The following is a 2,286-nucleotide window of genomic DNA, read 5'->3' as shown; positions in this document are numbered from 1 at the left end:
GGCTCATAGTACCTATTGGTTGTTGATCACAGGATTCTTTATATATGAGAAAAGATACCTCATATACAAAGCCAGTATGCCTTATTTTGTTGCTTGCGTAACTGTAAGAATTGCTCTGCTAATTGTCATAGCCTACCTTAACCTTCACTTTTTCTTGCCAAAATACCTGCTAAAGAAACGCTACTTTATATATTCCGTGGCAGTTATTGCTTCAGTAATAGGGTACCTAACAGCCCAGAGTCTTTTTGATTTTTATTTGTATGGTTATGTTATAGGCCCTATGCGCAACAGCGATTTAATGGAAAGTCTATCTTACAATTTCTTTAGCACGTTATGGTATTTAGGTTTAATGCTGGCGCTTAAATTAAGTATGGATTGGTATGGGCAACAGCTTCTCATTCAGAAAATTACCGTAGAAAAATTAAATGCAGAAGTTAATTTTCTTCGTGCCCAGGTAAATCCACATTTCCTGTTCAATATATTAAATAACTTGTATGCATTAACACTTAAAAAATCAGAACTAGCACCAGATGTAGTGCTTAAGCTATCAGAAATGATGGAATATATGCTATATGATAGTACTGATGCAAAGGTACTGCTGGAAAAAGAAATTGCTTACTTAAGTAATTACATTGAATTAGAGCGACTCAGATTTAGTGCTGATTCTGCTATTTTATTAAATATTAATGCTGAACTAAAAGGTCATGAAATTGCCCCTTTATTGTTGCTGCCTTTGGTAGAAAACGCTTTTAAACATGGGCTTAGTAAGCAAACTGAAAATAGTTGGCTTACTGTTGATATAGCATTGAATAATGCAACATTAACAGTTAATATAGAAAACTCAAAACCATCAACAGTTTCTAATAAAGGCAAGGGTGGAATAGGGCTTGATAATTTAAGAAAACGTTTGGAGCTGCTTTATCCGGCTAAACACCAACTTGAATTTGATGATAAGAAAAATGTTTTCCATGCCAGGCTGGTAATTGAATTATAACTAAATGGATTGAAATTAGAAATAATGCTGAGAATTGTTGTTGTAGATGATGAACCGCTAGCGCTTGAAATATTGGACGGTTACTTAAAACGTATCGACAATGTACATTCTGTGTCGTTGTTTGCCAACACACGAGAAGCCTTGCGTTTTTTGCAAAATCAACCTGTCGACGTACTATTTATCGATATTGAGATGCCGGAAATGACAGGTATTGAATTTCTGAACGAATTAACAGATCCACCACTTACAATTTTTACAACTGCTTACCGCGATTATGCTTTTGAAGGTTATGAAATGGGAGTAGTTGATTTTTTATTAAAACCGATTTCTTTTAATCGTTTTAAGCAGGCTATTGAAAAAATCACAGAATTCTTAACCTTAAAAGCGCAGAATATAAATATTGATGATAATCCTGCCTTTCGGGAAACTGATTTTATTTTTGTTAAAAGCGGTGTGCAACGCATAAAACTGCATTTTAATGATGTTACCCACATTCAAGGGCTTAAAGACTATGCAATAATTTATGCTTATACCGGAAAAATCCTGCTCAAAGGGTCAATTAAAGCAATGCTTGATATTTTTCCGCACGACCGTTTCATTCGGGTACATAAATCCTTCATCGTATCCATTCAGAAAATAACGCGTCTGGAAAGGAACAGAATTGTACTGGATGGTTATCAAATTCCTATCGGACGAAATTTTAAAAATAACCTTGAAAAAGCACTCAATATCTAGGTATCTCCTTCTTTATCCTTAAAATGTTTGGAACTTAATTTTTTGTTATTTATATTGTAGATACATTCATCGCGAATTAATCAATCGCAATGGTGCTGTAACCAAATTTACTGTTAAATATTAAGTCCCTAGTATGAAACGAGCAATATCCATTTGTATGGTATGTATTTACATAATGCTACCAACACCATTCCCTTAAAAATTCTGGAGCTCTCCAAGTGCTAAATACCGTGTCTACCTAAATCCCTATACTATGCGTGTTCTGTACTATTATTTAAATCATCTAAAGCTTAAATTAATCTTTGTGGATATCAATTATTTGCCACCATGACTAAATTGTTTTAGCTGATCTACTATTCCAGGAATTCCCTGGTCATTCAAAAAACTAAAACTAAATCCTAAAACTAATATTATGATGAAAAGAATATTTTATTCGGTCATATTTTCTATGCTGTCCTTTCATGCGATGGCTCAGCTTAAGATTATTGGCAAGGTTAGCGATGCAAAAGACAACAGTCCTTTACCAGGTGTAAGTATCCTGGTAAAAGGTACCACAC

The 2,286-nt window shown here is 34.1% G+C and carries 2 protein-coding genes; both read left to right on the top strand.

The genetic code is table 11. The features are described 5' to 3' along the window. The coding region (locus tag AC1DDX_RS26585) for a sensor histidine kinase (protein WP_477622943.1) at positions 1-994 on the top strand (994 nt) is incomplete at its 5' end. A gap of 9 nt (positions 995-1,003) precedes the next feature. Beyond that, on the top strand, positions 1,004-1,729 hold the full coding sequence (locus AC1DDX_RS26580; RefSeq protein ID WP_337716345.1) for a LytR/AlgR family response regulator transcription factor: 726 nt from the start codon (positions 1,004-1,006) through the stop codon (positions 1,727-1,729). The last annotated feature ends 557 nt before the right edge of the window (positions 1,730-2,286 follow it).

The organism is Pedobacter sp. 10L46_2 (assembly GCF_056395165.1).
The sequence above is the reverse complement of the archived record's forward strand: the minus strand, read 5'-3'. Positions and strand labels throughout refer to the sequence as shown.